This window comes from Xanthomonas hortorum (genome assembly GCF_024339125.1).
GTDB lineage: Bacteria > Pseudomonadota > Gammaproteobacteria > Xanthomonadales > Xanthomonadaceae > Xanthomonas > Xanthomonas hortorum.
Genome location: NZ_CP101417.1, coordinates 3849666 through 3875443 on the forward strand (window position 1 = coordinate 3849666; position 25778 = coordinate 3875443).

At 63.9% G+C, this 25778-nt stretch carries 21 protein-coding genes; 2 read left to right on the top strand and 19 right to left on the bottom strand.

Translation table 11 applies throughout. From position 1 onward, the window contains the following. Window positions 1-283: 283 nt before the first annotated feature. The 16 genes from NMB96_RS16455 to NMB96_RS16530 form a co-directional block, all read right to left on the bottom strand. Complete coding sequence (locus NMB96_RS16455; RefSeq protein ID WP_255085286.1) at window positions 284-3232, bottom strand: ligand-binding sensor domain-containing diguanylate cyclase; 2949 nt, start codon at window positions 3230-3232, stop codon at window positions 284-286. A gap of 107 nt (window positions 3233-3339) precedes the next feature. Then, window positions 3340-4131 (bottom strand): flagellar biosynthetic protein FliR, encoded by a 792-nt coding sequence (gene fliR, locus NMB96_RS16460; protein WP_006449774.1) that lies wholly within the window; start codon window positions 4129-4131, stop codon window positions 3340-3342. Between the two features lie 13 nt (window positions 4132-4144). Continuing rightward, on the bottom strand, window positions 4145-4414 hold the full coding sequence (locus NMB96_RS16465) for a flagellar biosynthetic protein FliQ (RefSeq protein WP_005917968.1): 270 nt from the start codon (window positions 4412-4414) through the stop codon (window positions 4145-4147). A gap of 298 nt (window positions 4415-4712) precedes the next feature. After that, the gene (gene fliP, locus NMB96_RS16470) at window positions 4713-5552 is read right to left on the bottom strand and encodes a flagellar type III secretion system pore protein FliP (RefSeq protein WP_006449775.1); all 840 of its coding nucleotides are present in this window, start codon (window positions 5550-5552) and stop codon (window positions 4713-4715) included. 1 nt (window position 5553) lies between these two features. Then, window positions 5554-5961: a flagellar biosynthetic protein FliO gene (gene fliO / locus NMB96_RS16475; protein ID WP_023903927.1), complete on the bottom strand. Its 408-nt coding sequence runs from the start codon at window positions 5959-5961 to the stop codon at window positions 5554-5556. Further along, window positions 5958-6296 carry a flagellar motor switch protein FliN gene (gene fliN / locus NMB96_RS16480; RefSeq protein WP_006449777.1) on the bottom strand — a complete coding sequence of 113 codons (339 nt, stop codon included), beginning with the start codon at window positions 6294-6296 and terminating at the stop codon, window positions 5958-5960. The genes fliO and fliN overlap by 4 nt, the downstream gene beginning before the upstream one ends. After that, complete coding sequence (fliM, locus tag NMB96_RS16485) at window positions 6293-7306, bottom strand: flagellar motor switch protein FliM (protein WP_023903929.1); 1014 nt, start codon at window positions 7304-7306, stop codon at window positions 6293-6295. The genes fliN and fliM overlap by 4 nt, the downstream gene beginning before the upstream one ends. A 9-nt stretch (window positions 7307-7315) precedes the next feature. Next, complete coding sequence (locus NMB96_RS16490) at window positions 7316-7867, bottom strand: flagellar basal body-associated FliL family protein (RefSeq protein WP_006449779.1); 552 nt, start codon at window positions 7865-7867, stop codon at window positions 7316-7318. Window positions 7868-8032: 165 nt separating this feature from the next. Further along, window positions 8033-9334 carry a flagellar hook-length control protein FliK gene (locus tag NMB96_RS16495; RefSeq protein ID WP_255085287.1) on the bottom strand — a complete coding sequence of 434 codons (1302 nt, stop codon included), beginning with the start codon at window positions 9332-9334 and terminating at the stop codon, window positions 8033-8035. Beyond that, the gene (gene fliJ, locus NMB96_RS16500) at window positions 9331-9786 is read right to left on the bottom strand and encodes a flagellar export protein FliJ (RefSeq protein WP_006449781.1); all 456 of its coding nucleotides are present in this window, start codon (window positions 9784-9786) and stop codon (window positions 9331-9333) included. The genes NMB96_RS16495 and fliJ overlap by 4 nt, the downstream gene beginning before the upstream one ends. A gap of 3 nt (window positions 9787-9789) precedes the next feature. Beyond that, window positions 9790-11172 carry a flagellar protein export ATPase FliI gene (fliI, locus tag NMB96_RS16505; protein ID WP_006449782.1) on the bottom strand — a complete coding sequence of 461 codons (1383 nt, stop codon included), beginning with the start codon at window positions 11170-11172 and terminating at the stop codon, window positions 9790-9792. Then, entirely contained in the window at window positions 11169-11789 is a 621-nt protein-coding gene (locus NMB96_RS16510) for a FliH/SctL family protein (protein WP_255085289.1), read from the bottom strand. The genes fliI and NMB96_RS16510 overlap by 4 nt, the downstream gene beginning before the upstream one ends. Then, the gene (fliG, locus tag NMB96_RS16515) at window positions 11786-12775 is read right to left on the bottom strand and encodes a flagellar motor switch protein FliG (protein ID WP_006449784.1); all 990 of its coding nucleotides are present in this window, start codon (window positions 12773-12775) and stop codon (window positions 11786-11788) included. The genes NMB96_RS16510 and fliG overlap by 4 nt, the downstream gene beginning before the upstream one ends. Before the next feature lie 10 nt (window positions 12776-12785). Further along, window positions 12786-14516 carry a flagellar basal-body MS-ring/collar protein FliF gene (fliF, locus tag NMB96_RS16520; protein WP_023903933.1) on the bottom strand — a complete coding sequence of 577 codons (1731 nt, stop codon included), beginning with the start codon at window positions 14514-14516 and terminating at the stop codon, window positions 12786-12788. Window positions 14517-14529: 13 nt separating this feature from the next. After that, window positions 14530-14901, bottom strand: a complete 372-nt coding sequence (gene fliE, locus NMB96_RS16525) for a flagellar hook-basal body complex protein FliE (protein WP_006449786.1) — start codon at window positions 14899-14901, stop codon at window positions 14530-14532. A gap of 981 nt (window positions 14902-15882) precedes the next feature. Then, window positions 15883-19386 (bottom strand): glycosyltransferase, encoded by a 3504-nt coding sequence (locus NMB96_RS16530; protein ID WP_255086983.1) that lies wholly within the window; start codon window positions 19384-19386, stop codon window positions 15883-15885. A 453-nt stretch (window positions 19387-19839) separates the two neighbouring features. On the opposite strand from NMB96_RS16530, the gene NMB96_RS16535 reads away from it, so the two are divergent. After that, window positions 19840-21150, top strand: a complete 1311-nt coding sequence (locus tag NMB96_RS16535; protein WP_023903936.1) for an FkbM family methyltransferase — start codon at window positions 19840-19842, stop codon at window positions 21148-21150. 246 nt (window positions 21151-21396) lie between these two features. Next, a complete protein-coding gene (locus tag NMB96_RS16540) occupies window positions 21397-22377 on the top strand; it encodes an IS5 family transposase (protein WP_183086593.1) in 981 nt (326 codons plus the stop codon). A gap of 121 nt (window positions 22378-22498) precedes the next feature. Here NMB96_RS16540 and NMB96_RS16545 read toward each other — a convergent pair whose 3' ends face one another. The 3 genes from NMB96_RS16545 to NMB96_RS16555 are packed head-to-tail and all read right to left on the bottom strand — an operon-like array spanning window position 22499 to window position 25777. Further along, window positions 22499-24022 (bottom strand): FkbM family methyltransferase, encoded by a 1524-nt coding sequence (locus tag NMB96_RS16545; protein WP_043889208.1) that lies wholly within the window; start codon window positions 24020-24022, stop codon window positions 22499-22501. Beyond that, window positions 24019-24642: an LbetaH domain-containing protein gene (locus NMB96_RS16550; protein WP_023903938.1), complete on the bottom strand. Its 624-nt coding sequence runs from the start codon at window positions 24640-24642 to the stop codon at window positions 24019-24021. Before NMB96_RS16550 ends, NMB96_RS16545 begins: the two co-directional genes overlap by 4 nt. Then, window positions 24632-25777, bottom strand: coding sequence for an aromatic ring-hydroxylating oxygenase subunit alpha (locus tag NMB96_RS16555; protein WP_023903939.1), 1146 nt, complete (start codon window positions 25775-25777; stop codon window positions 24632-24634). The genes NMB96_RS16550 and NMB96_RS16555 overlap by 11 nt, the downstream gene beginning before the upstream one ends. Between the last annotated feature and the right edge of the window lies 1 nt (window position 25778).

A 25778-nucleotide genomic window follows, 5' to 3' on the forward strand; every position in this document is an offset into this window, starting at 1 on the left:
GCACTCTCCCACGCGTCGGCAGGTGTGGTCCGCGCCTTGCGCGGGTGTCTCACGCTTGCCATGGGCGGCCCCCATAGTAGGCCGCAGTAAACCGACTAACGGCTGTTCACGCGTGTTTCTTTAATGCGCGCAGCAACACGATGGCGTGATTGCCGCCCGCCAGTCGATTACATGCGAGCTCGACAGGCGCCGGTATCGGTTTGCCGGCAGCGCAGTCGAATCGAGTTGTGCGTTCACTGCAACCCCGCTTTCGATGTATTTCAAGGCGCTTCGGCGCTAACGCTCAACTCTCAGCAGCGTGCTCAGACGGGGTGTGGTCGTAGTCGATGCGATTGCGTCCACTGCGTTTGGCGCGATACAGCGCCGCGTCGGCGCGCGCCAGCAACTGTTCCAGGGTTTCGCCCGGCTGAAACCAGGCCACGCCGATCGAGCAGGTCACCGCCAGCACGCTGCCGTCGATCGGGTAATCGCCGCAGATGCCGCGATGCAAGGCCTGCAAGCGATGCGTGGAGTCGGCATTCAGACCGGGCAGCAGCGCCAGCAATTCCTCGCCACCGTAGCGGCCGATCCGGTCGTCGCCGCGCACCAACGTATCCAGGCGCCGGCCGACCTCGGCCAGCACCGCATCGCCGGCCAGATGGCCGTGTTGGTCGTTGACCAGCTTGAAGTGATCCAGATCGATCAGCACCACCGCCAACGGCTGCGCCTGGACCGTGGCACGCGCCAGCATGCCGCGCAGCGCGTGCAAGATGCCGGCGCGATTGAGCAGGCCGGTCAGCTCGTCGTGGGTGGCCTTGAGCGCCAGTTCGGCGCGCGCGACTTCCAGCTCGCGCTTGTCCTGCTCCAGTTCGGCGGTGCGTTCGGCCACCAGTTGCTCCAGCTCGCGTTTGCGCCGCAGCAGTTTGCGCGTGCGCCAGCGCAGCAGCACGATCACGGCTGCGATGCCCAGCAGCACGTAGCCGATCAACGCGGGAATGCCGCGCCACCATGGCGGATGCAGCACAAAACGAAAGCGCGTGATCGGGCTGCTACTGCGTTGATAGGCATCCAGCACCTGCACTTCCAGCGTGTAGGTGCCGGGCGGCAGCAGCGGATAGGTCAGGTGACTGAGCGAGGTGGTGGTCCAGCGCGCCTGATGGCCTTCCACCCGGTAGCGGAAGCTGATCCGGTCTGCGCCGCCCTCCACGCCGGGCGTGGCCAGGTCGATATCCAGCGGAATGTCGGACCACTCCAGCGCCGCCCCGGCGCGCACCGTCTCGGTGCCGCGCCGCACGTGCGCGATCTCCACCTGCAGCGGTTGTGCGGCGAACAACCGCTGCGGGTCGAGCAAGTGGCTCAGCCCGCGGCTGCTGCCGATCCACAGGCTGCCGTCGTCGTCTTCCAGAAACGCGTTGGACGACAGGTCGTCCCACAGCAGGCCCTCGCTGCGCGTGATGCGCGACCAGCGGCCTTGCTGATACAGATCCAGCCCCTGGCTGCTGCCGACCCACAGCCGGCCCTTGCGGTCGTGGCGCAGGATGAAGGGCATCACCTTGGAGATCAGCGGGTCGTCGACCGTCTGCACCGATAAGCCGCCGTCGGCCTGCAGGCGACCGTGCCAAAGCCCGGCCTCGCGCAGCGACAGCCAGATTTCGCCGTCCGGTGCGAAGTCGATCTGAAACATGTCCTGGCTGGGCAGCGAGCCGCGCACCGGCACGCGCACCCACTGCGCGCCCTCGCGGCGATACAGCCCGTCGCCGGTCGCCGCCCACAGCCGCCCCTGGCGGTCGACATCGATGTCGCCGACAAACTTGCCTTGCAGCGCCGGCTCGAAGTTCAGCGCATAGGGCGGGGTGGTCTGACCGCGTGCCAGCCCGCGCGGGGTCGAGATCCAGACCGAACCGGCGTTGTCGAACAACAGCTTGTAGCCCGGCCTGGGCATGTCCATCACCACGCGGGTCAGCCCGGTGTGCGGATCGCGCCGGGCAATGGCGCCGGAAAAGTACGACACCCAGGCCGCGCCATCCGGTGCCACCGCAAGGCTGAGCGTTTGCGACAACGGCTTGCCGTTGTCCAGCAGCCACGGCTGGGCGCGTTGGGCATGCCGGGGCAGCAGGGCAGCGCCGCCATCGGCACCAACCGCCAGCATGCCGTTGGGCAGGCGCTGCATCGCCCAGGTCGGCGCCGATGGCATGCCTTGCGGCTCGGTCAGATGCTCGATGCTGCCGTAGCCGAGCAGGCGTTGCACCCCAAGCCCACGGGTGCCGATCCACAAGGTGCCGTTGCTCTGCAATAGCAGTGGGCCGACCATGGCATCCAGCTGCAGGCCCTGGTCGGGGCCGATGTCGTGCCAATGGGTGCCGTCCCAGCGCACCAGCCCATGATCGGAGCGGGTCAGCATGCGCCCGCGCGCGTCCTCCACCATGGTGGTGGCGCCGGACATGGTGCTGAAGCTGCTGTGCGCGCTGGCCGGATGGGTTTGGAAGCGGCGCGCGCCCGGCTCGCGCGACACGATGGCGCCGCCGCCACGCAGCCACAGCCGACCGCCACGTTCGCGAAAGATCACCCGCCAGCGGCGCGCTGGCACGCCATCGGCTTCGGAGAGGGATTCGACCACCTTGCCGGCTGCATCCAACCGGCAGACGCCAGCGCCGCACGACGCCCAAAGAAACTGCCCATCGGCCAGCAGGGTGCTGCCCGATGGTTGCAGGATTCCATCGGGCGTTCGCAGCGGCAGCGGTTGCACCTGCCATTGCTTGCCCGCGCCCGGCGTCACCGCCAGCAGCGCCCCTGCGCTGATCACCGCGACCCCGTCGCGGTAGGCGGCGATCACATTGCCGGCATCGGCGCGAATGCGCTTGCCCTCGCGCAGCACCTGGACGAACTGCTCGCCGTCGCGCACGAACACGCCATTGGCGGTGGCCACCCACAAGCGCCCGGCGCTATCCAGCGTGAGGCCGCGGGTGAAGCGCGCGTCCAGGCCCTGATCCTGGCCGACGGCAATGAAGCGCTCGCGCTCGAACCGGTGCAACGCCAGTTCGGTGGCCACCCACACCACACCACGGCGATCCTCGACCAGACCGGTGATGGTCATGCCCTGCAGGCCATCGGCCTGGGCGTAATCGCGGAAGCTGTAACTCTGCGCCTGCACGCTCGCGATACTGGCCAGGCCGGTCACAAGCAGGCAGAGCCATGCCCACGGCGCAATGCTGCGCACGGCAGAACGGGCGAACAGCGCAGACACGTTGGGCATCGGTTCCCGCAGGCGTGGCAGTGAGGATGTGATGACTGGCGATTGGCGTCGTCAGTGATCCTGTGGCGTTGACGGCTTGCCGGCCAAAAACTTGAGGCAGCTCACACTTACGTCGTCAATGCTCTGGCGGCGTCGAACGCAGTGTCGAACATGCGCTGCACGGGCGGTGCGAATTCGCTGGCGAAGCTGGAGAGCAGAAACAGGCCCAGCAATACCGTCAGTGGCAAGCCCAACTGCACCGGATTCAACGCTGGCGCCGCCTTGGCCAATGCGCCGAAGGCCAGGTTGACCGCCAGCATCGCCACCATCATCGGCAACGCCAAGGTGAGCCCGCCGCGCAGGATCTGCAGGAACAGCGTCGGTGCAACTTCGGCAAAGGCGGCCGCATCCGGCACTGCGGTGCCGATCGGCAAGGCCTTGTAGCTGTCCACCAGCAACGAGATCACCGCCAGGTGCCCGTTGGCCGCGAAGAACAGCAGCCCGAACCCGATGTAGAACCACTGTGCGATCACGCCGGACGTCACCCCGCGCAGCGGATCGGACATCTGCGCAAACGACAGACCGGTGGATTGCGACACCAGCTCGCCGGCCAACGCGCCGGCTTCGAAGATCAGCTTGAGCATGAAGCCCATGCTCGCGCCCACCGCCAGCTCGCGTGCCACGCTGAGCACCGCCTGCGCGGTAAAACCATCCCACTCCGGTACCGGCGGCAGCAGCGGCGCCAGTACCATCGACAAGGTGCCGGCCAGCATCACCCGCACTCGCCCGGGCACCGCACGCGTGCCGATCAACGGCATCGCGGTCAGCAACGCGCCGGTGCGCAGCATCGTCCACATGATCGCCCCGACCATCGCAAACGCGCGCTGGCCGTCGATCACCATCTGGGTGGCAGCATCCATCCGATCTATCCCGCTAACCGATCAGATGCGGAATGCGCTGAAACAGCGCAATGGTGAACTCCACCAGATGCCCCAGCAGCATGCTGCCGGTGGCAAACAGCGTGGCCGTCAGCGCCACGGCCTTGGCGACGAAGGCGATGGTCGGTTCGTTCAACTGGGTAGCAGCCTGCACCACACCAATCACCACGCCGACCACCAGCACCGCCAGCAACATCGGCCCGGCAATCCACAGGACGGTGACCAGGCCACCACGCAATTCAGTCAGGGCGATTTCAGGGCTCATGGAGGGGTCTGATGCAAGTGGGGTGCCAAAGGACGGGAGTGGGGAGTCGGGACTAGCCCCTCTCCAGCGGGGCGAGAAGGCACGGCTTGCGCGCCACTGGCGCGCGTGCCTTGGAGCGCCCGCGCCGTGAGCGCGGGCCGGGGCGCGAAGCGGGGGTTGGGGTGAGGGTACGAGGCGAAGCCACGCGTGTTGTGTGGCTTCGCTGGCTCATTGCTCAGCGCGGGCTTCGGCGTCAGGCTGAAGTGGCAAGCCGGGTAGACATCCCGGCAGGGCGGCGCGCATGCAAATCTCGCGGCGGCTACGACGCGTTGAAGCTCGCTGCCAGCGTGCCCACCACCAGCACCCACCCATCCACCAGGATGAACAACAGGATCTTGAACGGCGCCGAGATCAGCATCGGCGACAGCATCATCATGCCCATCGACATCAGCACGCTGGCGACCACCAGATCGATGATCACGAACGGAATGAAGATCAGAAAGCCGATCTCGAACGCGGTCTTCAACTCGCTGGTCACGAACGAGGCCACCAGCACCGGGAACGGCACGGCATCCGGGCCGGCATACTTGCCGTCGCCGGCCATGCCAGCGAAGGTCATCAGATCGGTCTCGCGGATCTGCGCCAGCATGAAGGCGCGTAGCGGCTGGGTGGTGAGCGTCCAGGCGGTGGAGAAATCGATCTGGTTGTTGAGGTACGGCGACAGGCCGGCGCCCCACATCTTCTGCCACACCGGCATCATCACCAGCGCGGTGAGGAACATCGACAGGCCCAGCAGCACCTGATTGGACGGGGTCTGGCCGGTACCCAGCGCCTGGCGCAGCAGGCCCAGCACGATGGTGATGCGGGTGAAGGCGGTCAGCACCAGCAGCATCGACGGCAGCAGCGTGATCGCCGTCATCAGCAGCAAAGTCTGCAGCGGCAGGCTTACCGGCTGGTCGCCGATGCGGCCGACGCTCACGTTCGGCAACGAAGGCAATTGATTGGCGCCGGCCGGAGCGGGCGCCGCAGCGGGAGCGGCGGCCTGGGCCATCGCCGGCAAGGCGGCAGGTGCGGCGGCGGCCAGCAGCGGGCAGCTCATCACCAGCAGGATCAGGATCAGGCGCAGGCTGCGCCCCCAGCGATTCCAACGACTGAACATGTCACGGGTCCTTGCGCAGCTTCTGTGCCAGCAGCTGGGCGAAATTGGGGAGTTGCTTGAAGTTGGGCAGGGTGGGGGCCGGCATGGGCGGTAGCGGTTCGGGCAAGGTGTGCAAGGTGCTGATGCCGCCGGCGGTGACGCCGAGCAACAACTGCTGGCCGTTCACCTCCACCACCACCACGCGTTCCTTGGCACCCACCGCCAGGCTGGTCACCACACGCAGGCCTTCGGTATTGCGGAAACCGCTGCCGGGCAGGCGCTTGAGCAACCAGCCCAGGCCGACGATCAGCGCGAGCACCAGCAGCAATGCAAAGACCGCGCCAAACAGGCTGGGCGAGGACGGTGCCTGCGCGCCGACCTGGCTGGCCTTGGCCGCGACTGGCGCGGCAGTGGCCAGCAAGCCGATCACCGCAGCCTCCGGATCCGTTCGCTGGGGCTGACCACGTCGGTCAAACGGATGCCGAAGCGGTCGTTGATGACGACCACTTCGCCATGCGCGATCAAGGTGCCGTTGACGTACACGTCCAGCGGCTCGCCGGCGCCGCGTTCCAGTTCCACCACCGAGCCCTGGTTGAGCTGCAGCAGGTTGCGGATCGGGATGCGCGCGCGGCCCACTTCCAGCGACAGCGTCACCGGCACGTCCAGGATGACGTCCAGGTTGAGGTCGGTGGCGTTGAGGTCGCGCTCGGGCTGCAGGCTGTCGAAGGTGGCGGGCGCGGCGTCGAGGATGTCGGAGTTGATCATTTGCTGGGGTCCTGGGATGGAACGGCACGCGGGGCTTGCACGCCGGGCGGGCGTACGGCGGTGATCTTGACGGCGTTGTTGCCATTGGAAACGCCGAATTCGCCGGTGAACAACGGGATTTCTTCCACGCACAGCGGCACCTGTGCAGGCAGGTCGATCGGCAGGATGTCGCCGATTTTCAAACCGGTGAGCTGGCGCAGACTCATGCGCTTGCTGGCCAGCACGCTGGACAGGGTGACCTCGGCAGTGTCCAGCTGCTCGCGCAGCATCACGTTCCAGGAATCGTCGCGGTCGTTGCGGTCGCTCTGGATGCCGGCATCGAGCAATTCGCGGATCGGCTCCAGCATCGAATACGGCAGGGTGATGTGGATCTCGCCGCCGCCGCCTTCCAGCTCCACATGGAAGCGGCACACCACCACGTACTCGCGCGGGGTGACGATATTGGCGAAGTGCGGGTTGATCTCCGAGTTGATGTACTCGAAGTCCACTTCCATCACCGGCGCCCAGGCTTCCTTCAGATCGGCGAAGGTCTGCTTGAGCATCAACTGCACCACGCGCATCTCGGTGGCGGTGAATTCGCGACCTTCGATACGGGTGTGGTAACGGCCGTCGCCACCGAAGAAGTTGTCCACCACGGTGAACACCAGCGTGGGTTCGAACACGATCAGGCCGGTACCGCGCAGCGGTTTGAAGCGGATCAGGTTGAGGTTGGTCGGCACGTACAGCGAGTGCATGTACTCGTTGAACTTGACCAGGTCGATGCCGCGCACCGACAGGTCGGCCGAGCGCCGGATCAGGTTGAACAGGCCAATGCGCCACAGCCGCGCGAAGCGCTCGTTGACCATCTCCAGGGTCGGCATGCGCCCACGGATGATGCGGTCCTGGCTGGACAGATCGTACTGGCGCGCCTCGCCGGGCAACGGCTCCGGCTCGGTGTTGACCACGCCCGAATCCACGCCATGCAGCAGGGCATCGATTTCGTCCTGGGAAAGCAGATCGCTGACGCTCATGGGCAGGCCTTACTGGGTAACGAAACTGGTGAACAGCAGTTCTTCGACGCACTTCTTGCCGGTCTCGCTGGTCATGACCTTCTGTGCTTCGACCAGGGCGGCTTTCTGCAGCTTCTGCTTGCCGACCAGGTCGGCCACGTCGGTGGCCTTGGTCTGCGACAGCAGCATCAGCAGATGCGCGCGGATGGCCGGGGCGTTCTCGGTGATGAGCTTGAGTTCTTCCGGGTCGCGGGTGACCAGCTGCACTTCGACCTGCAGGTACTGCGGGCCATCGCCGGGGTCTGCCAGATTGACCACGATCGCCGGGTCCATCGGGAAGTACTGGGCCGGCTTGGGCACTTCGGCGACCTTGGGCGCGGCGTGCTTGCCGCCTTTCTCATCGCCCTTGTGGCCGAAGAAGAACCAGGCGCCGCCGCCAGCGGCCGCAAGTACCACTACACCGATGGCGATCAGCAGGATGGACTTCTTGCCACCCTTCTTCTTTTCGCCTTTCTCGTCTTTGTCTTCGGTCTTCTTGGGTTTTTCGGCGGCTGCCACAGTCTGCTCCAGGGGAATGCTCACCCTGTGGATGCAATTGGCATGCCAAAACCGCGACGGTTTCCTGGCGCGGCCTGCGCGCTAATACGAAAAGCCCCGCAAGCCTTGCGCTGCGAGGGGAGGCGGGCCGCGCGCGCATCATGCCGACGCGCGGTTTTCAGTCGCGCCGGGGGGATCCGGCGCAGTACTTCAGGCGTAGGCGTCCAGCAATCCACGCTGGCGTAACACCACCGACGGAATTCCGACGGGCGGGCTGTCGTCCAGGGTGAGGCCGTTGCCATCGCGCCCACTGCCGTTGCGGTTGCCGGCCTGGCCCTGCTGTTGCTGGCCCACATCGGCCTGGCCCAGCTGGAAGCCGTTCTGGCCGAGCATTTCGCGCAGCCGCGGCAGGCTTTGTTCCAGCGCCTGGCGCACCTCGGCGTTGGCCGAGGTGAAGCTGGCGCTGACCTTGTCGCCATCCAGATGCAGACGCACTTCGACCGGGCCCATCTCGTTCGGGGTCACCTTGATATGCGCATGGCCGATCTTCTGGTCGGCCAGCCAGCTCATACGCGCGCCGATGGCATCGTCGAAGTTGTCGCTGCCCATTTCCGGGGTCGGGGTGGGCGAGGCGCTGAACACCGGCGCCGGATCCTGCAGGCGACCGAGCGTGGCGGCCGTGGTAGTCGGCAATACGAACGCCGGGGCGTCCGGCGCTGCCGGGCTTGCGGAGTCGTCGGCGCTTGGGTCCAGTGCCTTGGTGGCCATGCTCATCAGCGCGGCTGTCTGGGCATCGCCGCTCAAGGCGGTGACGGAAGTGGGCTTGGCGCCTGCGGCGGCAGCCGGTGCCAGTGCGCCCAACGAGGGCAGGGCGGTGCCGGTTGTTGCCGTTGCGGTAGGTGCGGCGGCATCGGTGGGCAGGGCGGTTGCACTCGCCGTGCCGCCCGCTGCCCCGGCCATGCTGGCGGTCAGGGCCGCTGCCGCGGCAGCCAGCACCTCACCACCGGGCAAGGCTTGCGCCAGCAGGCCCATGCCGAAACCGCCCAGACCTGGCGGTGGCCAGGTGGAATCGGTCGCGGTGGCGGCTTCAGCGGGTGCGTCTTCGCTGGCGGTCGCGGGTTTTGCGTTCTTGCCGGTCTTGGCGGTGCCTGCGGCAGAGCTACTCTCGGCTGTAGTTGATTCTTTGGGGGAGCCGGACTTGGCGGGCTTTGCAGCCTTGCTGTCGCCGTCCTGCGCACGCGGCCGTGCAGTGGCATCGCCGGCTGCATCGTCGCCGTTATCGTTGTCGTCGCGTTGCTTGTCGGACTGGCTGGGCTTGGGCGCGGTCTGCTTGGCCGGCACGCGCTCGGGCGCCTGCGGCGGGGCCTGGTTCGGCGTGTTGGCCGGATTGAGCATGCGCGCGAACTGGTCCTGGCCGGTGTCCGGCTCGGACGACGGGTCGCTATAGCTGGATTTCTTGCCGGTGCCGGCAAGCGCGCCAAGACCAGCGGCAAAAGCGGACAGGGGGTTCATGCGGATTCTCCGTGGGTGTCTTCGCTGCGGGCCAGGCGCGAGCGGCGCGCGCCGAGGTCGTCCATCTCACGCTGGTCGCGGCGTTCGATCACCTTGTTCTCCTGTGCGCGGTAGCTGGCCGCCAATTGCTCCAGCACCTGTTTTTCGCGGCTGGCCAGCAGCAGGCGGGTGCGTTCGGCCTCCACCTTGTTGCGGTTGCTTTCCACGGTCTGCGCCTGCTGCAGCACCGCGCTGTCGAGCCGGTCCAGGAAGGCGCGGCGGTTGGTCAACGCCGCGGCGCTGGTGCCGGCCATATGGCTGTTGGCGTATTCCTCGGCGTAGCGGCGCAGTTCTTCCAGACGCGACTGGTGCGTGTCCAGGGCGCGCTGACGCTCGGCCAGATCGCGCGCGACCTGGTCTTCCTGTTCCTGCGCGCGGCGCAACAGGGGGTCGATCCGTTTGGACTGCATCATGGATTAGTTCTCGGGTTCGACCAGCCGCTGCAACGCGGACAGGCTGTCGGGCAGGTGGGCGGCCTTGTGGACGTCCTGTCCGAGGAATTCGACGATGTCCGGCCAACGCGCCAAGGCTTCGTCGGTGGCCGGGTCGCTGCCGCGCTGGTAGGCGCCGATGGCGATCAGGTCGCGGTTGGACGAATACGCCGAGAGCAGCCGCTTGAGCTTGCGGATGCGCAGGCGCCAGGTGTCGTCGGCGATGTCCTGCACCACACGGCTGACCGAGGATTCGACATCGATGGCCGGGTACAGGCCGCTGTCGGCAACCCGACGCGAGAGCAGGATGTGGCCGTCGAGAATGGCACGGGCGGCGTCGGCGATCGGGTCCTGCGGGTCGTCGCCTTCGGTCAGCACGGTGTAGAAGGCGGTGATCGAACCGCGCCCCTTGGCGCCGTTGCCGGCACGTTCCACCAGCGCCGGCAATTTGGCGAACACCGATGGCGGGTAGCCGCGGGTGGTCGGCGGCTCGCCCACCGACAGGCCGATCTCGCGCTGCGCCTGGGCGAAGCGGGTCAGCGAATCCATCAGCAGCAGCACGTTCAAACCCTGGTCGCGGAACCACTCGGCGATGGCAGTAGCGCGGTAGGCGCCGTGCAGACGCGCCAACGGTGGGCGGTCGGCCGGGGCGGCCACCACCACGGCGCGGCGCAGGCCTTCTTCGCCGAGGGTGGTTTCGACGAAGTCGCGCACTTCGCGGCCACGTTCGCCGATCAGCCCGACCACGATCACGTCGGCCGAGGTGAAGCGGGTCATCATGCCGAGCAGTGTCGATTTACCGACGCCGGAGCCGGCGAACAGGCCCACACGCTGGCCGCGGCCGATCGGCAGCAGCGCGTTGATGGCGCGCACGCCGACGTCCAACGAGGTGGTGATGGGCTCGCGCGCCAGCGGGTTGATCGACACGCCGGCCATGCTGACGCTGCCTTCGCCGCGGATCGGGCCCTTGCCGTCGAGCGGGGTGCCGTCGCTGTCGATGACGCGGCCGAGCAGGCCTTCGCCCACTTCCACGCCGCCGCGGCGCCGCGAGGGCACCACGCGCGCATTCGGCAGCAGGCCATGCAGTTCGGCGCTGGGCATCAGATAGGTGCGTTCGCCGGCAAAGCCGACCACTTCGGCATCGACCCAGCCGCCGTCGACTTCGACCTTGCAGGTAGCGCCCATCGGCGCTTCGCAACCGGTGGCTTCCAGGGTCAGGCCGACCGCGCGACGCAGGATGCCTTCGCGGATCAGGGTGCGGCCGGCAGTCGGCTCCAGCCCCAGCCCGCTCAGGCGCGTGGCCAGGCGCAGGTTGCGCGCATCCAGCCAATCGGCCGGGGCTGGGGTGGCTGCCAACACGTCGCTCACAGGCCCGCTCCGGATTTGCGCATGACGGTCTCCAACGCGGCGCGCAGGCGCGCATCCAAGGTTCCATCCACGCGCACGCTTTCGGCATGCACGCGCAGGTCGCCACGGCTCAGGCTCAGGTCCGGGGCCACGCGGGTGGTGCTGCTGGGCGCCAGATGCGGCAGCAGCGCGGTGATGTCGTCCGGGTGCAGGCGCACCTCGACTTCGCGACCGGCACTGCCGACCGCGTCGATGGCTTCGTGCACCAGATCGGCCAGCAGCTGCGGTTCGACCTGGTAGGCACGCCCGACCAGGGAACCGGCGATGCGCACGGCCAGCTCGCCGAGCGCGCCGACCACTTCATTCTCCAGCCGCGCCAGCGGGCGGGTGAAGTTGTCCAGAATGCCGTCGATCTGCGCAGTCAACCGGCGCACCTCGGACTGGCCCTGGGCGAAGCCTTCGGCATGCCCACGCTCCAGACCTTCCTGACGGGCGGCGTCTTCGATGGCCTGGATCTCTTCCAGGGTCGGCGGGCGCAGCACCGGCTCATAGATCGCCGGGTCGTCGAATTCGGTTTCCGGCAGCGCCGGGGCCATGTGCAGGTCGGGGGCCAGCCAGCGGGTGACGATGTCGTTCATACCATCGCCTCCGCACCGGCGCCGCCCAGGCTGATGGCACCTTCGTCAGCCAGGCGGCGGACGATGGTGAGGATTTCCTTCTGCGCCGCTTCCACGTCGGCCAGGCGTACCGGGCCACGCGCTTCCATGTCTTCGAGCAGGATTTCGGCGGCGCGCTGGGACATGTTGCGGGTGATCTTCTCGCGCACCTTGGTGTCGGCGCCGCGCAGGGCCAGGCCCAGGCGCTCGCCGGAGACTTCGCGCAGCAGCGTCTGCAGGCCGCGGTCGTCCAGGTCCACCAGGTTGTCGAACACGAACATCAGGTCCTGGATCTTGCTGGCCAGGTCGGCGTCGATCTTGCCGATCTCGCCCAGCACGCCCTGCTCGGGGCCGGTGTCCAGGAAGTTGAGGATATTGGCAGCGACCTTGATGCCGCCCACGTTGGACGACTTGAGGTTCTGGTTGCCGGAAAATTGGCGCTCCATGATGTCGTTGAGCTCGCTCAGCGCATTCGGCGGAATGCCGTCCAGCGTTGCGATGCGCAGCAGCACGTCGGCGCGGGTGCGCTCGGGCAGCAGCTTCAGCGCTTCAGCGGCCTGGTCGCTGTCCAGATGCGCCATGACGATGGCGATGATCTGCGGGTGTTCGTTGCGCACCAGATCGGCGACCGCGCGCGGGTCCATCCACTTCAGGGTGTCCAGACCGGTCGTGTTGCGGCCGAGCAGGATGCGGTCGATCAGGCCACCGGCCTTGTCGGCGCCCAGCGCCTGGATCAGCACGTTGCGGATGTAGTCGTCGGCGCCCACGCCCAGCGAGGTCTTGCCGGCCAGTTCGCCGTTGAAGTCGTCCATCACCCGCTCGACCTGGTCGCGCGAGATGCCGGTCATCGTGGCCATGGCGATGCCGATCTTCTGCACCTCCTTGGGGTCCATATGCTTGAGCACTTCGGCGGCGTCGCTTTCCCCAAGCGACAGCAACAGCACGGCGGCGCGCTGTACTCCGGTCATCGGCGGTGTTTCAGGCTTCACTGGCGACCCATCCCTTTACGACTTGTGCGACACGTTTTGAATCGGCTTTGACGGCTTCGCGTGCGACCCGCATGCGTTCTTCGTAGGCGTCCGGCAGGGCGATCGGGACTTTCTTGTCCTGACCGAGCTGGGCGGTGTCTTCTTCCAGGCGCGGCATCAGGTCGTCGTCATCGACCATCCGCACATCCGCACTCTGCGGAGTGCCATCCTTGCCGCCCTTGCCTTGCTTGTCCTTGACCACGGTCACGCCGGTGAGCTGACGCAGGGTGGGGCGCACCACACCGAACAGCAGTGCCAGCACCACCACCGCACCGACCAGCAGGCGCAGACCGTTCTGCACGCGCGGGTCTTCCCACCACTTCGGGCCTTCTTCGCCGGCCACCGCTTCACGCACGAACGGGGCATTCATCACCGACACCGTGTCGCCACGGGCCGCGTCGAACCCCACGGCCTGCTTGACCAGGCCCTCGATGCGGGTGAGCTCGGCGGCGGTTAGCGGCTGCTCGACGATCTTGCCCTTGGCACCGGGGCGCGGCACGTTGTCCAGCAGCACCGCCACCGACACCCGCTTGATGCGGCCGGCCGGCTGACGGGTGTGTTGCAAGGTGCGGTCCAATTCGTAATTGCGGGTGGCGCTCTTGGAACTTTCGGTCGGCGCGGCAGGCGCGGCGGCCTGGCCATTGGCAGCGGCCGGTGTGCCCGGTGCGCCGGCAGTGGCGTTTGCTGCCGGGGCCGGCGGCTGGCCGGGGCTGTTGCTGGTGGCGCCCGGGGGACCTTGCGGGCCGGTGGCGCTGGTGCTGGTGTCGTTGATCTGCTCGCTGCGCAGCTTGGCCGGCTCGCCGTTGTAGAGTTCGCGGGCTTCTTCGACCACCGAGAAATCCATGTCCACGCTGACTTCCGGGTTGACCCGGCCGGCGCCGGTCATCGGCTCGAGCAGCTCGCGGATGCGCTGGTTGTAGGAGCTCTCCTGGCGACGCACCTGTTCGAACTGGGCGGCGTGCTGGGCGGCGTCGCTGTTGGGGTCGGCGATGGAGAGCATGCGGCCGCTCTGGTCGACCACGGTCACGCGTTCGGGTGTCATGTCCGGGATGCTGGAGGCGACCAGGTTGACGATGGCGTCGACCTGATTGCGTTCCAGACCCTGGCCGCCGCGCAGCTCCAGCACCACCGAGGCACTGGCCACATCACGCTGGCGGGTGAAGGCGCTAGGCTTGGGAATGGCCAGATGCACGCGGGCCTCGCGCACCGGGCGCAGGGTGCCGATGGTGCGCGACAATTCGGTTTCCAGGGCGTGCTGGTAACGGGCGTTTTCCACGAACTGGCTGACGCCGAAGCCGGGGTCTTTTTCCATCAGCTCGAAGCCGCCGCCGGTCTCTTTACCGGTCAGGCCGGAGCCGGCCAGCTTCAGGCGGGCATCGTACAAGCGGTCCTGCGGCACTGAGATGGCGCCGGTGTTCTGGTCGATCTTGTACGGGATCTGCGCGGTGCGCAGCAGGTCGGCCGCTTCGGCATTGCCCTTGTCGTCCAGGCCGGTGTACAGCGACTGATAGCCGGGTTTCTGCGACCAGTAGAACACCGCCAGACCGGCGCCCACCGCCAGGGCGATCATCGCCATCATGGTCAGTTTGCGGGTGATCTGCAGGCTGCGGACACGGTCGAACCATTGCCCGGCCTTTTCGGCGTTCTGGTTGATGTTTTCTTTGGAAATCGCGAGTGCCATGTGTCGTTAACCCTTACAGCGGCATGTTCATGACGTCCTGATAAGCCTGGACGAGACGGTTGCGGACTTCCACGGTGGCGCGGAAGGCCACCTGGGACTGCTGGGAGGCGACCATGACCCGTGCCAGATCGGCACTGGGGTCGCCCATTTCGAATGCTTTGGCCAGCGCACCGGACTTCTGCTGGGCCTCGTTGACGCCGCCAATGGCGCCACGCAAGGTCTCGCTGAAGCTCGGTGCCTGGGTGGCCGGGGTGCCCTGCGTGCCGGCCAGCCCCTGGATCTGATTGCCGCGCGCCGCATCGCCCACCGCGCCCATGGGGCCTTGGCCCATCTGCGTCTGGTAGCTGCGGATCTGCGAGAGGATGGAGGTAACGGAATCGCTCATGGGTGCGGTCAGCCAGGGAGGCATCCACACCAATGCAAGCGGCGTGCCGAAACCGCGCCGGGATTCCGGCGCCGGGGCAGGGAGGACTGCCGTAGCTGGGCTGAGTGTGATCTGCGGGCGCAACTTTCTCTGCGCTAGCGAGGCGGGCACCTACTGTTGAGTCGGGTGCTTCTCTAGCCGGGCCTTGTCGACAGCGCGCGCGTTTGTTCAGCCGGTTTGTCTAGCAAGGCGCGGGCCTGTCTGGCGAAGAGCGACTGATCTGCGGCTTGGCGGCAGGGCCCTTGCCCGCCCACCGTCGCGGGACACGCTGCAAGTACGTCCTTGTAAGCTCTTACGCGGCATCCATGCCGCGTAAGGTCCCGCGACGGTGAGCGGGCAAGGACCAGCCGAGATAGTCGGTGTGCGCGGTATGCGTTGCGTCTTGAGGGCGTCCGCAGTGCGGATAGATCAGTTGCGGAGAGGCGGGATCTGCGGCTTGGCTGCAGGGTCCTTGCCCGCTCACCATCGCGGGACACGCTGCAAGTACGTCCTTGTAAGCTCTTACGCGGCATCCATGCCGCGTAAGGTCCCGCGACGGTGAGCGGGCAAGGACCAGTCGAGACGGTCGGTGTGCATGGTTGCAAGCGGGCATGAGGTGCGTTGTTCTGATAACCGCGCACCGATTCCCAACGAAGGCCGAGCAACGAGCAGGCTCTCAACAAAGCAACCTGCAAACTCTCTGGTGCGGTGTCCTCGCCGCTTGCGGGACCGTGTGGCGGCATGGATGCCGCCACCGAGCCTACATGGACGTACTTGCGGCGTGTCCCGCGGGCGGCGAGGGCGCCGCGCGCTCGACCAACCAGGCTTTTGATCTATTCATTTGACTGTCTAAACGACGCTACGACTCGATATCTCTGCGACTGTGAGCTGATTGAGTCGGCGGGCTTGGTTTCGATGACAACGTGTCCTAACAGTAGTGCATGCACCCGCGCACTTGACCAGCTAATCCGGCAACCACGCCTCACGCCACCGATCAAGATTGCTGCCGGTCAACATCCAGTCGCGGCGCACCACTTCACGCAACGCCGCGCCCGTTGCTGCCGCAGCGGCCGGGTCGGCCAGGTGCTCCCGGATCGCACCGATCCAGTCGCGATAGCGGTTCTTCACCAGCGTCACCGGCAGATTGCCTTGGTAGCAGCGCACGTCGCTGGCGATCACCGGGTAGCCGCAGGCACCGTATTCGAGCAGGCGCAGGTTGCTCTTGCACTCGTTGAACAGGTTCTGCTCCACCGGTGCCAGTGCCAGATCCAGGTCCAGCGCGGCCAGCGCGGCGGGATAGTGATCGATCGGCACGCCAGGCTGAAAGTGATGAATGTGCTGGCGCAGCGCGAACGGGTACATGCCCATGAACACCCAGTCGACCTCGTCGGCCAGCTCGCGCACTACATCTGCGATCAGTTCCAGGTCGCCTGTGTGGCTGGCGCCGCCGGCCCAGCCGATGCGTGGGCGACGTCCGCGTTCGAGCGAACGCTCCGGCAATACGTTCCACCAATGTGCCGGCAGGCGGTTTTCGGCCACGCGGATGTCGCTGTGCAGTCCGGCGAATGCCTCGGCCAGCGCCGGTGTGGAGACCACGAAGCGGTCCACCATGCCCAGCCCGCGCCGCACGGTCTTGAGGATGTCCTTGGGCATGTGCTCGCGATGGGCATTCTTCAGCGGCAGGTTGGGCAGGTAGTCGTCCAGCTCGTAGACCTTGAATGCGCGCGATAGCGCCTTCATCCGCCGCATAGCTTCCAGTCGCGGCTCGCCGACCTGGCGTTGCAGGATCACCACGTCGGGATCCTGGCGCGCCAGCTCGCTGATCTCCAGATAGCCGTTGAACAGCACGCCCTCGACCATGCCGGCTTCGCGCAAGGCGCGCAGCGGCTGGATCACCCGATAGTGGCCGCAGCCTTCGATATCGGCCGGCAGCGCGATCACGCTCGGCAGCGGCCGCCACGACTGTAACGGCCGCCAGCTGGCGCGCGGATCGGCCAGTTTGAAGCCGGCGCCGGGATCCAGCGAAAAACCCGGGTTGTAAGCCGGGTCGTTAGCCATCACCGGCAGCCAACGTGCGTACATCGCCTCTTCGTCGAGAGCGGTGGCGGGCGCTGTTTCGGGCGGGTCGATCAACAACTGCGCGCGTGCGGCATACACATTCAGATAGCCGGCCTGCTGCAGGCGCAGGCACAGATCGACATCGCTCCACTGCGCCAACGCCGGCTCCTGCGCAAAGCCGCCAGCGTCCAGAAACAGCTGGCGCGGCAGCATCAGGCATTCGCCACTGAGTGCGCTGTAGTTCTGATCGAGTTGCAGCCGCTGCAGGTAGCCCGATTCGTCGAACGCGGCGCCTTCGAATGCGCGCGTTGCCGGTGCGCCCAGGCCCAGCAGCAAGCCGGCGTGATGCACGGTACCGTCGCCGCGCAGCAACTTGCCGGCTACTGCGCCGACCTCGGGACGCAGCGCATGGTTGAGCAACTGCGCCAGCCAATCGGCCTTGATCGCTGCCGCGCCCGCTGCCAGCCACAGCAGCAGGTCCCCACGTGCCTGCTCGGCTGCAGCATTGCAGGCCGCCTCGCGCGAGGGTTCACCTTCAAAGCGCAGCACGCGGATCTGCTGCAGGCCTAGGTTTTCGATGCTCGCCAGCCAGTCGCGTAGCTCCGGCTCGGCGCTGTCGCCGCGATCCAGCAACAGCAACTCATAATGCGGATAGGTGGTATTGGCGAGCAGGCTTTCCAGGCAACGCTGCACCTGCGCGAGGCGTCCATCCACCAACACCAGAATGCTGACCAAGGGCTGCGGCGCATGCTGGTAATCCACAACATGGCGGCCGGGGCCGTTGCTGCTCACTACCGCGTCCACATAGCCGCGCGCGGCGAGATGGCGCGTGATGGCGCGTTGTTCGTCCTCGTCGCTGTGCCGGGAGGTGTTGGCCGATGCAACCAGCAAGGGTTCGGCGATGTGCTGGATGCAGGCCAGGCCGTGGCGCTCGACCAGGCCAAATTGGTAATCGAGCTCGAATGCGTCGCTCGTTTCGGTTGGGAAGCCGCCATCGGCCAGCAACGTGCGGTGCCGGAACAGCCAATGCCGCGACATCGTCGATGGCGCGCTCAACAGCATGTCCAGATACAGCGCCGGCCGCATCGCCAGTCCCAGCTGACCGTCGTCCAGCGCGACCACTTCGTCGGCGTAGACAGCCTGGCAATCGTCCGGCAGCGCGAGCATCTCCAGCGCCAGCATCAACAGGCCGCTGGCAGTGAAGAGGCTGCCGGCTTCGACCAGTAATACCCAGTCGATAGAGTCCTGCGTAGCGATGGTTTGGTTGAGTGTCGCTGCCAGGCCGTGGTGGCCAACCAGCACGCCGCGCTCGCCGTGGTCGGCGACCTGCTGAGGCGAGTTGCTGAAAACCCAGGTCTGCTGATTCCGATAACACGCCACCGCCGCCAGACTGGCCTGAGTTGCGGCCACCGCTGCCGCATCGCCATTGCTGTCGACCAACATCACTGCGATCCGCGGGCCGCCTGCATGCGCCTGCAAGCGCGCCTCGATCAGTGAGCGCTGGACGTTGCTGGGATGGCGCACGCCCAACCAGGTGGAGGGCGACACACGCTCGGCCATGCCGGCGCTTTGCATCAGCGCATTGACCAGATCCACCGACTTGAACACCCGCGCCTTGTGCGGGCTGAGCGGCGCGACGCGCACCTGGCGGTTGTCGCCGTTTTCGCGTCGCCAGCCGAGCTCGCGGATGCCTTGGCGCAAGTCTTCATGGCCCTGATCGCCGATGCCGGGTTGATCGCGGCCGGCCTGACTGAACTGCGCGCTTGACACGCGAAAATGCGTGAGCGTGCTGGACAGCAGGGCAAGGTTGCCGTGACGCAGCAGCTTGACGTAGATCGCCAGATCGCCAACCCAATGGATGGCCTTGCCGTTCAACATCATCAGCTCACCACCCAGCGCCACCAGGTCGGCGCGCCGTGCAAGCACGCAACTCGGCTCGCCGATGAAGTTAATGGCGTGGTCGGCCAGGAACGACACCAGCTCTGGCCCGTCGATCAGCACATCCTCGGCAAACGGAAAATGGGTTGCCAGAATGTCCGGCAGCGGCGCACCGTCATCGTCGATGCGCAACCGGCGCGAGGACGCCAGCGCCGTGCCGGGGTTACGCTCCATTGCGCCGACCAGCTGCGCGACGCAGTCCGGCTGCAGCACGTCGTCGTCGTGCAGGAACTTGACGTATTCGCCCTGCGCCAGGCCGATGCCCTTGACGGTACTGGCGAGTTCACCGAGGCGGGTGGCATTGCGGTGGTAGCGGATCGGAAATGGGGCGTCAGCCAGCCTCGACGCCGACACGGCCTCAATGGCGCCATCGGCGTTGTCGTCGCAGATCACCAGCTCCAGCGCCGTGTAGGTCTGCGCCAGCACGCCGTCCAGCGCCTGCGCGAAATAGCGCGGCTTGTAGGTCGGCATGACGATGCTGACGAGGGGAGTGGAAGCCATGCAGAGTTCACCGTGTTCAAAGTTGGTGGGTGCCTGAGCAACAGACGAGACCGATTTGGCTTCAGATGCAAAATGCATGCCTCGCGCGGCTCCCGGTGAAGGTCATTCCCGCAGGAACAACCGTTTCATGTGCGGATGCGTTCGGTGGACTAAGAATGTCGCGACGGCGCATTGTCGGTCTTAGGGTATCCGGTCTATATCGATGCAACATTATGCGGCCGCCTCTGTCAGCATTACCTAGCGAGTAAGCTCTGCCGATGATATGGGGTATCTCATACACCCTGAAGCCTCTTAGTCTGAAGAACTCCTGTTTGGGCCTTGTCGCACGTTGCGCAGCCTGTAAAGTCACGCATGGATAAATTTTGACGTTAAAGTGAGCTTTGTGTTAAATTCATTGTTAAAATCAGCTGAGTCTCAAATCCCATGTATCCATTTTTTTCTCACCAGCAGCTCGTTAGAGAAATTTTTGAATTGCGGGATTCGCTCGCGAGGCCAAATGGACTTTTTCCTAGTTGGTTCGATAAAAATCCAAAAGATTTTCTCGAGAATCAAAAGTTTATTGTATGCGGATCGGGATGTAGGTCTGAAATTCGCGTTTTGGCTAGGTGTGCCAACGTCGTTGCGATTGTCGACGACTTTTTGCATGAACGTCAGGAGCAAATATTTGGGATACCTATCATCAGCTCTGATGCCTGGGTGGGGTTAGCTGCGGGTCGGTCGGATGTCGTTTCTTGCATCCTGACACCAGGCGCGACGGGCTTTCAGCACTTCACCAAAATCGCTGATCAATGGGGCTTGCATACACTTCTTCCTCTGCAATTTCTGCAACTACTCGAATCCTGCAATGTTGACCGTAATGGTGAAGGTGGCAGATTATTTTGGTATGGCTACGAATTCTTCAGCGCTGCCATCAACGACCTTGATCGTCTTGTAAGCGTTTCCGATCAACTGGTTGATGAATACTCGCGCTCGACATGGCTATGCATATTGCTTTATCGATTGACCTTAAACCCATTTTATCTCGAAGCGTGCGCGGTAGGTTATGGCGGGAATGACTTTAGCCTAAATTCCTACTCCACTAATCGTCAATTTTTGAGCTTCAGTGATCAAGAGGTATATGTGGATGGCGGCGCTTTTAACGGAGATACCATAGAGGGTTTCTTGCGCGCATGTAAAGGTAATTTTAAGCGAATCCATTCTTTTGAACCATCCGTTAGCAATAATCAATTAATTCGGACGCGCCTTAATTTTTTGCAGGATCAATACCTCAAGCCTTTAGCCTCTTCTGTCGTTCTGCATGAAAAAGGTTTATGGGATAGCAATGCAACCCTCAGGTTTAATCCAGGGCAAATTAGTCCTGGCTTCGAAGCTTCTGTACCTATTCATCCACAAACCGCTCACTTATTGGATTCCAATATTCTTGGGCATATATATGAAAAATCACTTGAAGATGATGTGTCGGTAACCGTGCCCGTTACGACCATTGACGATGCTACCGAAAGAACGGCAACATTTATCAAATTGGAAATAGAGGGTTCCGAACTCAAGGCGCTGCATGGTGCGCGAGAAACAATTGAGAAGAATCGGCCAAAAATGGCTATTTCTCTTTATCACAAGCCTGAAGATTTGTTGACATTGACGGATTTTGTTAACGAAACGGATAAGGGTTATACGCTCGGCTTCCGCCAGCACAATCGTCTATGTCCTGATGCAATGGTCTTATATTGTTTTTAGGGAAAGTCTGGACAATCTGCCAGACTTCTCAATTTCAGTCTGGGGGGAGGGGGCGTCATGACGGTACTATGCTTTTCAGGGAGTCCGATGTTTTCGGAGGTTTAGGAAAGGCCTAGTTGAAAAGAACATTTTTTTGCGGGCGTCAGTCATCGCTCTATCTTTCCAAGTCGTGAATTTCCCTAGGGAACCTCTGAACAACGCACCACAGATACGCGACACTACCCGCCTGATGTTGAGGAGTGATCCATGCAACTGACGTTCGGTGACGCTGAGGGCCTGGGCAAGCGCAAGCAGACCCGGCGCGAGATCTTTCTGGCCGAGATGGAGCAGGTGGTTCCGTGGCAGCAACTGCTCGGTCTGATCGCGCCGCACTATCCGGTATCGGGCCGGCCAGGTCGGCAGCCGTACGCACTGGCGACGATGTTGCGGATTCATCTGCTGCAGCAGTGGTATGCGCTGAGCGATCCGGCGATGGAAGAAGCACTGCACGAGATCCCGACCTTGCGGCGGTTTGCCCAGCTCGGTGGCTTGGACAACGTTCCGGACGAGACCACGATTCTCAACTTTCGGCGCCTGCTGGAGACCCATGGCCTTGCCGCGCGGATGCTGGAAGCGGTCAACGCGCATCTGGCGCGCAAGGGCCAGAGCCTGCGGTCGGGCACGATCGTCGATGCGACGCTGATCGCGGCGCCCAGTTCGACCAAGAATGCCGACAACGCGCGCGACCCTGAGATGCATCAGACCAAGAAGGGCAATCAGTGGTATTTCGGGATGAAGGCGCACATCGGCGTGGATGAATTTTCCGGGTTGGTGCACCACGTCCATTGCACAGCCGCCAACGTCGCCGATGTCACGGTGATGCACACGTTGCTGCATGGCAAAGAAGACAGCGTGTTCGGCGATAGCGGCTACACCGGTGCGGACAAACGCGAAGAACTGCAGGCCTGCAAGGCTGCATTCTTCATCGCCGCCAGGCCCTCGACGATGCAAGCCCTCGGCAACAAACGCGAGCGTGCTCGGGAAAGACGTTGGGAACACTTCAAGGCCAGCGTGCGCGCGAAGGTGGAGCATCCATTCCGGGTGATCAAGCGCCAGTTCGGCTACACCAAGGTCCGCTATCGCGGCCTGGCCAAGAACACCGCGCAGGTGCTGACCTTGTTTGCGCTATCGAACCTGTGGATGAAGCGAAAGCAGTTACTGCCGACGATGGGGAACGTGCGCCTGTAACCCGGGCAACACCCTGCAAACGCGCCGGAAACGGCAAAAAAATCGAGGATCTGAGCGCCGTCAGCCTGGTCGATGTGGTTAGGCTCATCCTCCGATGCCGTTGATCAGACCATCCCTAGGCTTACTCCGCCCAGGGCGGCGGTGCGGCACCGGCGACGGGCGATGCATACAAAACGAGGTCGTAGTAGTGGGCGGGAGAGTGCTGGCGTAGACGGAAGTGATAGCCATCCACCAGTTTGTCCAGTTGCCCCACGATATCCAGTAGATCCTGGGCGTAGTGGTACACGCAAATAGCCATACGGGGGCGCTGGGTACGGATGAGGCGAGATGCGCCTTCTAGTGCCCTGGCTTCGAACCCTTCGATATCCAACTTCAGTAGCGTCAGTTTTTCCAACTCGTCGTCCAGGCGCGTAGTAGTCACGGAGATTCCGCCATCCGGCGATACATGGCTGGAAACGGTGCCGGTCTCCTCGAAGCGTAGCGTCGCCTGTTCGTTGGAGATGGCTTTTTTTATGGCCTTGAAATTGTGCGGGGGAAGGGGGAAGGCGCTGGCGATGCCCTCCAGTTTCTGGAAGTTGATGCGATCGGGTTCAAAGGCGGTGATGCTTTCGTAGCGATAGCGGGATGCTTCCAGAAACTTGTGGACGATGGGGCCCTGGAAGGCACCGCCATCGCAGAAATGTTCACGCTGACCCAGCTGGAAAGTACTGCTATCGGCGAATTCTGAAAAGTACTCGTTGATCGGCGTAGCCCAGCAGTCCAATAGGAGGCTGGAATCGTAGGTCAGGCGGAACAACAGGTTGCTGTAGAGCGTAAAAACGCTGAAATCGTCGTCCAGCCGATCCGCAAAACTCAGAAATTCGTCCAGGCGCGTAAGCGTCCGCTGACGGTATACCTGGGCAGGCTCATATACGGCGAGAAGCCCACAGTGAGCAACGGCCAGGCAGGCATCTACCCTTTCAATGCCTGCTTGTTCGCAGAGCTTGCGTGCCAGGCCGGATTCTCCGGGGCTGTAGGAAAAATCGATGGCCAATGCCTGGGAATACTGGGCCGCCTGTTCGATGAACTGGCGCGAACTCCAGCGCGGCACCCCATGAACGGTGTCGCTGTCGCTTGGCTGGTCATCAATGGCGGCGATTACATGGCTGGAGTGCTGGACGATCTTTGAGCCATAAATGTTGCCAATGCCCGAGCGCGGATGGAGCAGAAAGAGGGGGCGCTGCTCAAAGTGTGGGATCAGCGGATCCACGGAAGGCGCAATGCTCAGTTGCTCGATGCCCGCGCTGGCACAGAGGTCGTTTGCAAACGCCCGACCGCGCGGGCTGCAAGAGAAATCGATAGCGATCGCATCGGCGTACTGCCCTGCCTTGGCAAGGAACTCCTGACTATTCCAGCGCGGCGCGCCGTGAATGCGGTCCAGGTGGATGCTTTGATCATCAATTGCGGCAACAACATGGCGCAGGTTGGCAACGACCCCGGGCCCATGCACCATGCCTGCATAGGACTCGGGAGCGACGAGGAATACAGGACGGTTGGCAATCGCGGGCAAGCGCGCAATAACATCCTCGAGTGCAGGGCGCTCCTGCTCCGCAATACGGAGAATCCGCTGGCGAAGCTGCTCATTTCTTGCGTTCATGAACGTCATCTCTCGTAGGTATGAATGGGGGTGTCGTAGCGGGCGTCGAAATAGGTCTTGGCAGGCACGTCCTCGCGGTAGGCGCGCGGCCAACCCAGTTCGCAGCTTCGTCCCACCTTGACGCCCCAACTCACGATGGCGCCGGTGCGCAGGATGCTATTGCCGCCGATCTCGACGCCCGCGCCGATTTGCACACCATTCTCTATCCAGCATGACGATTTGACGCGGCATGCCGGTCCCAGGTGCGCGCCGGCATGGATGACGGTGTTGTAGTCGATCCTGCACCCGTGCCCGACGACAGCATTGGCACCCACGAATGCGTTGAGCCCGATGACCGTGTCAGAGGCGATGGCTGCGCTGGAGTGGATGAAGGGCTCCAGCTTGAAGCCACGTTCCATCGCTGCCTGCATCAGTTCTAGGCGCTTGAAGTTGCCGAAGCGTTCGTCGATCGCCACGAACATGGCCCCATCGGTCGGATTCAGTCCATCCAGCACGCCCAGATCGAATTCGTGTTCCGCGTCTTGTGGCACATCGATCCTGATGACCGCCTCGTCCTGACGCGCCTGCTTCCAGGCGTGAAAGGCCAGGTCGAGGTATGCGCTGCCGCCGATGATCCACCTAGATTTCATGTTCGGTCTCCATCAGCAGCGTGTACCAGCGTTCGACCAGGCGATTCATGGATTCGTAGGCACCCTGGGTGGGTAGCGGAGCATCCGTGTGTAATGCCGCCTGCACCCGCTCCATGATGTCCACGTCTTCGCCCACCACCACCTTGCTGCCGTGCATCTGTGCCAGTAGCACTTGGCTGGAAGAACCGTAAGGCTGTTTCCTGCGTGCGCTAAACCAATAGATTTCCAAATCGGTCGTGTCCGGCGCAACGGGGACATGGTGTTCCAGGGTAAAAGAATAGCCGCCATTGGAACTGGCGATATGCATGTTCGGGAAAGCCAACCAGTTGAAGTAGGCATCCTGCTTGCCCCAGCGTTCCACTTTATCGTGCCAGCCGAAGTGCTTAAGGTTGGGTATGGGTGCGTCCGGGCCGCCGAAACTGAAGCGGCGCATCTCGCGCCTCAAGGCAGCGGGCGAGCTGTCTTGCAAAGCTTCCATGGACTCCTTGGCTTGTTCTTCGTTTACCGCAGCAAAGAAGCTGACACTCTTGGCCAGAGTCTTAGGGTGGACGAAGCGCGGGTGATTGGCATCCCGGAGATTTTCGTAAGCGAGTTTCCAGTTGTACCGGCCACGCCATGTGGTCACCATGACCTCGGTGTCGTAGGCGTTGGAACTACTTTCCAGCAAGGCGATGAAGTCTGCCGAAAACTGCTCCTCGATGGGCATCGGGTTGGGGTCGAGGTTGACGAACAGCAGGTTGCCGATGGCGCGCAGTGAGAATTCGCGCAGCTTCAGGTTGTCCCTTTCACTAGTGTCCAGGCGATAGATCGCATCGCAGTCCGGGATGTTCTTTACCCGGCCTTGTTCGTCGTAACTCCAGGCGTGGTAGGGGCACACCAAAGGCCGGCAACCGATAGCACCGGTTTGAATCAGTGCACTGCGGTGAAGGCAGACGTTCTCGAACGCACGGATTTGGCCGTGGAAGTTCTGGATCACCAGGGGAATGCCTGCGATCTTGCGGGTGATGAAGCAGTTGTTTTCCCGCAGCAGTGTCTTGAGCCCTGCAAACAACCAAACCCGACGGAAGATCTTGCGCTGCTCGCGCTCAAAGATTTCCTGCGACAGGTAATATTTGGGGTGCATCCGGGAACGCATC

Bases quoted from the DNA above. Each gene is read 5' to 3' on its own strand.
- NMB96_RS16455 (WP_255085286.1), bottom strand. From the start codon at position 3,232: ATGCCCAACGTGTCTGCGCTGTTCGCCCGTTCTGCCGTGCGCAGCATT.
- fliR (WP_006449774.1), bottom strand. From the start codon at position 4,131: ATGGATGCTGCCACCCAGATGGTGATCGACGGCCAGCGCGCGTTTGCG.
- NMB96_RS16465 (WP_005917968.1), bottom strand. From the start codon at position 4,414: ATGAGCCCTGAAATCGCCCTGACTGAATTGCGTGGTGGCCTGGTCACC.
- fliP (WP_006449775.1), bottom strand. From the start codon at position 5,552: ATGTTCAGTCGTTGGAATCGCTGGGGGCGCAGCCTGCGCCTGATCCTG.
- fliN (WP_006449777.1), bottom strand. From the start codon at position 6,296: ATGATCAACTCCGACATCCTCGACGCCGCGCCCGCCACCTTCGACAGC.
- fliM (WP_023903929.1), bottom strand. From the start codon at position 7,306: ATGAGCGTCAGCGATCTGCTTTCCCAGGACGAAATCGATGCCCTGCTG.
- NMB96_RS16495 (WP_255085287.1), bottom strand. From the start codon at position 9,334: ATGAACCCCCTGTCCGCTTTTGCCGCTGGTCTTGGCGCGCTTGCCGGC.
- fliJ (WP_006449781.1), bottom strand. From the start codon at position 9,786: ATGATGCAGTCCAAACGGATCGACCCCCTGTTGCGCCGCGCGCAGGAA.
- NMB96_RS16510 (WP_255085289.1), bottom strand. From the start codon at position 11,789: ATGAACGACATCGTCACCCGCTGGCTGGCCCCCGACCTGCACATGGCC.
- fliG (WP_006449784.1), bottom strand. From the start codon at position 12,775: ATGACCGGAGTACAGCGCGCCGCCGTGCTGTTGCTGTCGCTTGGGGAA.
- fliF (WP_023903933.1), bottom strand. From the start codon at position 14,516: ATGGCACTCGCGATTTCCAAAGAAAACATCAACCAGAACGCCGAAAAG.
- fliE (WP_006449786.1), bottom strand. From the start codon at position 14,901: ATGAGCGATTCCGTTACCTCCATCCTCTCGCAGATCCGCAGCTACCAG.
- NMB96_RS16530 (WP_255086983.1), bottom strand. From the start codon at position 19,386: ATGCCGACCTACAAGCCGCGCTATTTCGCGCAGGCGCTGGACGGCGTG.
- NMB96_RS16535 (WP_023903936.1), top strand. From the start codon at position 19,840: ATGTATCCATTTTTTTCTCACCAGCAGCTCGTTAGAGAAATTTTTGAA.
- NMB96_RS16540 (WP_183086593.1), top strand. From the start codon at position 21,397: ATGCAACTGACGTTCGGTGACGCTGAGGGCCTGGGCAAGCGCAAGCAG.
- NMB96_RS16545 (WP_043889208.1), bottom strand. From the start codon at position 24,022: ATGACGTTCATGAACGCAAGAAATGAGCAGCTTCGCCAGCGGATTCTC.
- NMB96_RS16550 (WP_023903938.1), bottom strand. From the start codon at position 24,642: ATGAAATCTAGGTGGATCATCGGCGGCAGCGCATACCTCGACCTGGCC.
- NMB96_RS16555 (WP_023903939.1), bottom strand. From the start codon at position 25,777: ATGCGTTCCCGGATGCACCCCAAATATTACCTGTCGCAGGAAATCTTT.